Annotated in this window: 5 protein-coding genes; all 5 read right to left on the bottom strand. The window is 69.3% G+C overall.

All coding sequences use genetic code 11. From position 1 onward, the window contains the following. Nucleotides 1-14 precede the first annotated feature (14 nt). Nucleotides 15-1,439 carry a type I glutamate--ammonia ligase gene (gene glnA / locus VKG64_14010; protein ID HKB26155.1) on the bottom strand — a complete coding sequence of 475 codons (1,425 nt, stop codon included), beginning with the start codon at nt 1,437-1,439 and terminating at the stop codon, nt 15-17. A 94-nt stretch (nt 1,440-1,533) separates the two neighbouring features. Further along, the gene (locus VKG64_14005; protein HKB26154.1) at nt 1,534-2,970 is read right to left on the bottom strand and encodes an ammonium transporter; all 1,437 of its coding nucleotides are present in this window, start codon (nt 2,968-2,970) and stop codon (nt 1,534-1,536) included. A gap of 40 nt (nt 2,971-3,010) precedes the next feature. Beyond that, a complete protein-coding gene (locus tag VKG64_14000) occupies nt 3,011-3,349 on the bottom strand; it encodes a P-II family nitrogen regulator (protein ID HKB26153.1) in 339 nt (112 codons plus the stop codon). A 173-nt stretch (nt 3,350-3,522) separates the two neighbouring features. Further along, entirely contained in the window at nt 3,523-4,908 is a 1,386-nt protein-coding gene (locus tag VKG64_13995) for a sigma-54 dependent transcriptional regulator (GenBank protein HKB26152.1), read from the bottom strand. Then, nucleotides 4,905-5,728, bottom strand: an 824-nt coding sequence (locus VKG64_13990; GenBank protein HKB26151.1) for an ATP-binding protein, incomplete at its 5' end; no start/stop codon positions are given. The genes VKG64_13995 and VKG64_13990, both read right to left, overlap by 4 nt.

The following is a 5,728-nucleotide window of genomic DNA, read 5'->3' as shown; positions in this document are numbered from 1 at the left end:
GGGTGCCCGCCGCTCTAAATATCGAAGTACAGCGCGAACTCCCACGGATGCGGGCGGAGCCGCACCGGGTCGACCTCGTTCTTCCGCTTGTAGTCGATCCACGTCTCGATCAGGTCGGTCGTGAACACGTCGCCCTTCAGGAGCCAGTCGTGGGACTTCTCGAGGTTGTCGAGCACGATGTCGAGCGCGCCCGGGAGCTGCTTGATCTTCTTCGCCTCGGCCGGCGGAAGCTCGTAGAGGTCCTTGTCGACGGGCTTGCCCGGATCGATCTTGTTGGCGATGCCGTCGAGGCCCGCCATCAGGCACGCCGCGAAGCTGAGGTAGGGGTTGCAGGTGTTGTCCGGGGTGCGGAACTCGATGCGCTTGGCCCCCTCGGACTTCGAGTACACCGGGATCCGGATGCACGCCGAGCGGTTGCGCTGGCTGTAGACGAGGTTGATCGGCGCCTCGTAGCCCGGGACCAGCCGCTTGTAGGAGTTGGTCGAGGGCGCGATGATCGCGAGCAGCGCCGGGGCGTGCTTGAGGATGCCGCCGATGTAGTAGAGGCAGTTCTTCGAGATGTCGGCGTAGCTGCCCCGCTCGTAGAAGAGGTTCTTTCCGTTCTTCCAGAGGCTCTGATGCGTGTGCATCCCGGACCCGTTGTCCTGGAAGAGCGGCTTCGGCATGAACGTCGCCGTCTTGCCCCACTTCCGCGCCGTGTTCTTGGCGCAGTACTTGTACCACATCACTTTATCGGCCATCTTCGTCAGCGTGTCGAAGCGCATGTCGACCTCGGTCTGGCCCGCGGTCGCCACCTCGTGATGGTGGACCTCGATGCGGACCCCGACCGACTCGAGCGCCAGGACCATGTCCGAGCGGATGTCCTGGAACTTGTCCATCGGCGGGACCGGAAAGTAGCCCTGCTTGTAGCGCGGCTTGTAGCCGAGGTTCGGCTGCTCGAGCGTGCCCTCCTTGCCGGAGTTCCAGAACCCGGCCTCGGAGTCGATGAAGTAGTAGCCCGAGTTGTAGTTCTGGTCGAAGCGGATCGAGTCGAAGAAGAAGAACTCGAGCTCGGGACCGATGTAGACCGTGTCCGCGAGGCCGGTCTTCTTCAGATACGCCTCGGCCTTCTGCGCGACGTAGCGGGGGTCGCGCGTGTACCACTTGCCGGTGACGGGGTCCTTGACGTTGCAGACCAGCACGAGCGTCGGCACGGCGGTGAACGGGTCCATCTGCGCCGACGACGGATCGGGGATCAGGAGCATGTCCGACTCGTCGATCGTCTGGAAGCCCCGGATCGAGGAGCCGTCGAAGCCGAGCCCCTCCTCGAAGATGTCCTCGTTCAGCTCGGACACCGGGATCGAGAAGTGCTGCCAGAGGCCCGGCAGGTCGATGAAGCGGAGATCGACGATCTTGGCGCCCTTCTCCTTGGCCAGCTTGAGAGCGTCCTTCGGCGTCATGCGAGACTCCTTCTCGTCTGTGTGGTGAGCGGCCCGACTAACTTAGGCGAACGGCCCGCCCGAATCAAGCGCCTCCGCGGCGGCGGCCATGGACTCAGTGAGCGGTGCGCGGTCGGGCCTCGGCGAACGCGCCGCCGTGTCCCGTCGCGAGCTCCCCGTACCCGCTGCCCGCCGCATACGCGGTCTCCGAGTGCTGCGAGAGGTCGAGGCCCGCGACCTCGTCCTCCTCCGTCACCCGAAGCCCGACGATCGCGTCGACCACCTTCAGGATGACCGCCGTCAGCACGATCGCGAGCGCGTACGTCGCGATCACCGCGACGAACTGAATCCAGAGCTGCCCCGGATTGCCGAAGAAGAGGCCGTTGTCCCCCTGATCGTTGATCGCCTTCGAGGCGAAGAGCCCGGTCGCGAGGGCGCCCCACGTCCCGCCGATGCCGTGGACGCCGACGACGTCGAGCGAGTCGTCGTACCCGAACCTCGACTTGAGGTTGCACGCCGCGTAGCACACGGCGCCGGCCACGGCGCCGATGACGAGGGCGGAGATCGGCCCGACGTAGCCGGACGCGGGCGTGATCGCGACGAGCCCGGCGACGGCGCCCGACGCCGCGCCGAGCACGGTCGGCTTCCCGCGGCTCATCCACTCGGTGAACATCCAGCCGAGGGCGGCCGCGGCGGCGCCCGTGTTCGTCGCGAGGAACGCGCTGACCGCGAGGCCGTTGGCCTCGAGCGCGCTGCCCGCGTTGAAGCCGAACCAGCCGACCCACAGGAGCGACGCGCCCATGACCGTCATCGGCAGGTTGTGCGGCTGCATCGGCTGGTGGCCGTAGCCCCGGCGCCTGCCGATCATGACCGCGCAGACCAGCGCGGACATCCCAGACGAGATGTGGACGACGGTGCCGCCGGCGAAGTCGAGCGCGCCGAGCTTCTTGAGCCAGCCGCCGTCGCCCCAGACCCAGTGCGCGAGCGGGTCGTAGACGAACGTCGCCCAGAGCACCGTGAAGAGCAGGAACGCCGAGAACTTCTTCCGCTCGGCGAACGCGCCGGTGATGAGCGCGGGCGTGATGACGGCGAACATCATCTGGAAGAGCATGAACACCTGGTGCGGGATGGTCTTGGCGTACGCGTCGTACGGCTCGGCGCCCACGCCGCGCAGCCCGAACCACTCGAGCCCGCCGATGATCCCGCCCTTGTCCGGGCCGAACGCCAGCGAGTAGCCCCAGAGGATCCACTGGATCGAGATGACCGCCAGGATGATGAAGCTCTGCATGAGCGTGGCCAGCGCGTTCTTCGAGCGGACCATGCCGCCGTAGAAGAGCGCCAGGCCGGGCGCCGTCATGAGGAGCACGAGCGCCGAGGACGTCAGCATCCAGGCCGTGTCGCCCTTGTCGATCTTCGACGGCGCCGGGGCGGGAGCGCCGGGCGCGGCCGGGGCCGCGGGGGCCGCCGGCGCCGCGGGCTGCTGCGCCAGCGCCGCCGCCGCCGTGGCGCCCAGCACCAGCATCACTGCCAGCGCGATACCGAGTCGCTTCACGTTGAGCCTCCTTGGGAGAGTCCGGGCGATGGTGGCCCCCCTAGAGCGCGCTCTCGTCGCGCTCGCCCGTGCGGATGCGCACCGCGCTCTCGACCGGGTGCACGAAGATCTTGCCGTCGCCGATGTTGCCGGTCTTGGCCGCGTTCGCCACGACCTCGGCGACCTTGTCCACGAGACGGTCCGGGACGACGACCTCGATCTTGATCTTCGGGAGGAAGTCCACCGTGTATTCGCCGCCGCGGTAGAGCTCGGTGTGGCCCTTCTGCCGGCCAAAGCCGCGCACCTCCGACACGGTCATCCCGATGACGCCGATGGCGGTGAGCGCTTCCTTGACGTCGTCGAGCTTGAACGGCTTGATGATGGCCTCGATCTTTTTCATCACGGACCCTCCCGGGTGGGACAAGCGAAGCAACCCCCATGCCCGCATCCGCGCCCCGCGAAGCGCAGGAAATCAGCGAATTGCGGCGCGAGGCCGCGTGGCGGAACGGGCCCCGCTTGCCTACGAAATGGGCAGGGGCCGGGAAGTTGCTCGCGTTTCGGGCGACGGCCGGGCTACGGCCGGCGCTGGGGAATGCCGTGCCTGCGCATTTTGGAATAGAGCGTCGGACGCCTAAGGCCGAGCAGCGCCGCGGCCGCCTGCTTGTTCCACTTGGTGGCCTCGAGCGCCTTGAGTATCGACGCGCGCTCGATCTCCTCCAGCGAGCCCGCCGGCACCTCCGAGGGCGCGATGGTGATCGCCGCGCCCGGCTCGCCGGCCGCGCGATGCAAGGGCTCGGGGAAATCCTCGAGCACGAGCTGCGGTCCGCGCGTGACGAGCACGGCGCGCTCGAGGGCGTGCTGGAGCTCGCGCACGTTCCCCGGCCAGGGGTAAGCGAGCAGGCGCCGGTACGCCCCGGGCTCGATCCCCTCCACCGTGCGGTCGTGCTTCGCGCAGTAGCGCTCGAGGAAGGCTTTCACGAGCACCGGGATGTCCTCGCGCCGCTCGCGCAGCGACGGCACCTGGATGGACACGGTGTTGATGCGGAAGAAGAGGTCCTGGCGGAGGCGGCCCTCCTTGAGCGCAGTCTCCGGGCTCCGGTTCGTGGAGGAGATCAGGCGGAAGTCCACGGGCGTGGCCTTCGGGCCGCCCAGCCGGCGCACGACGCGCTCCTCGAGGACGCGCAGGAGCTTGGCCTGGAGGTCCACCGGCATCTCGATGATCTCGTCGAGCAGGAGCGAGCCGCCGTCGGCCTCTTCCAGGAGGCCGGTCTTGTCGGTGGTGGCGCCGGTGAAGGCGCCCTTCGTGTGGCCGAAGAGCTCCGACTCGATGAGATCCCTGGGCAGCGCCGCGCAGTTGATCTTGATCCACGGCCCCTCGCGGCGCGGGCTGCGCTCGTGCAGCGCGTTCGCGATCAGCTCCTTGCCGCTGCCGCTCTCGCCGATGATCAGCACGTTGGCGTCGGCCTCGGCGACCGACGCCACCGTCTCCATCACGCGCCGCATCCCCGGCGCCTGCCCGAGGATCTCGCTGTCGGCGACCTGCTCGACGAGCCGGCGGCGGAGGTCGGCGTTCTCGGTGGCGAGCCGGCGATGCTCGAGGGCGTTCTTGACGAGGCCGAGCAGCTCGTCGGGATCGAACGGCTTCTCGAGGACGTAGAACGCGCCGGCGCCCTTCGTCGCCTCCATCGCCTTGCGCACCGAGCCGTAGGCCGTGACGACGATGACCTCGAGCGCCGGGTCGCGCCGCTTGAGCTCGCGCGTGAGCCCGATGCCGTCGCCGTCCGGCAGCATGAGGTCGAGGATCGCGACGTGGGCCTCCGCCTGCGCGACGCCCGTGAGCGCCTCCCGCACGCTCGCCGCGGTGCGGACCGTGTAGCCCTCGGCCTCCAGCGTCAGGCGGAGGCCGTCGGTGATCGTTTTCTCGTCGTCCACCACCAGCACGGTCCTGTCCCGCTTCACGGTCGCGACACCGGGAGCTTGATCCGCACGTCGGTTCCCTGGCCGACGCGGCTCTGCACCGTCAGCGTCCCGCCGTGGAGGTCCACCACCGAGCGCGCGATCGACATGCCGAGCCCGGTGCCCTCCGTCTTCGTCGTGAAGAACGGGTCGAACGCGCGCGCGAGGACTTCGTCGGTCATGCCCACGCCCGTGTCCTCGATCGTGACGGCGAGCGTCGCCGTGTCGGCTGCCAGGGCCGTCGTCACCGTGAGGCGCCCGCCCGCCGCGAGCGCCTCGAAGGCGTTGAGGATCAGGTTGAGGAACGCCTTGCGCAGCCCGCGCGCGTCGAGCGGCGCCTCGCGGATCGCGGGGTCGTACTTGCGGACCACCTCGACGGCCGCGCCCTCGAAGCGCGCCGCCGCGAGGGCGAGGCACTCGTCGAGCAGGTCGTGCACCTGCGTCGGCGCGCGGTGGAGCTCGGGCGGCCGGCCGAAGGTGGTGATCTCGGCGACGACCGACGCCAGATGGTCCACGGTGGTCGCGATCTTCCCGGCGAGCTCGGCGCCCTCGGCGTCTGCCGCGCGGCTGAGCCGCTGCTCGAGGTGCCGGGCGTAGAGGCGGAGCCCGGCGAGCGGGTTCTTCACCTCGTGCGCGACCTGGGTGGCCATCCGGCCGAGGGCCGCGAGCGCGCCGCTCCGGTGCCGCTCGAGCTCGTGCGTGTTCCGCACGGCGATCGCGGCCTGGGAGGAGAAGAGCGCCAGCAGCTCGAGGTCGTCCTCGGTCGGCTCGACGCGCGTCGGCGTCTCGATCACCAGGGCGCCCGCCGGCCCGCGCCGCACCA

Source organism: Candidatus Methylomirabilota bacterium (assembly GCA_035260325.1).
Taxonomy (GTDB): domain Bacteria; phylum Methylomirabilota; class Methylomirabilia; order Rokubacteriales; family CSP1-6; genus AR19.
This window is presented reverse-complemented; position numbering and strand designations above follow the sequence as displayed.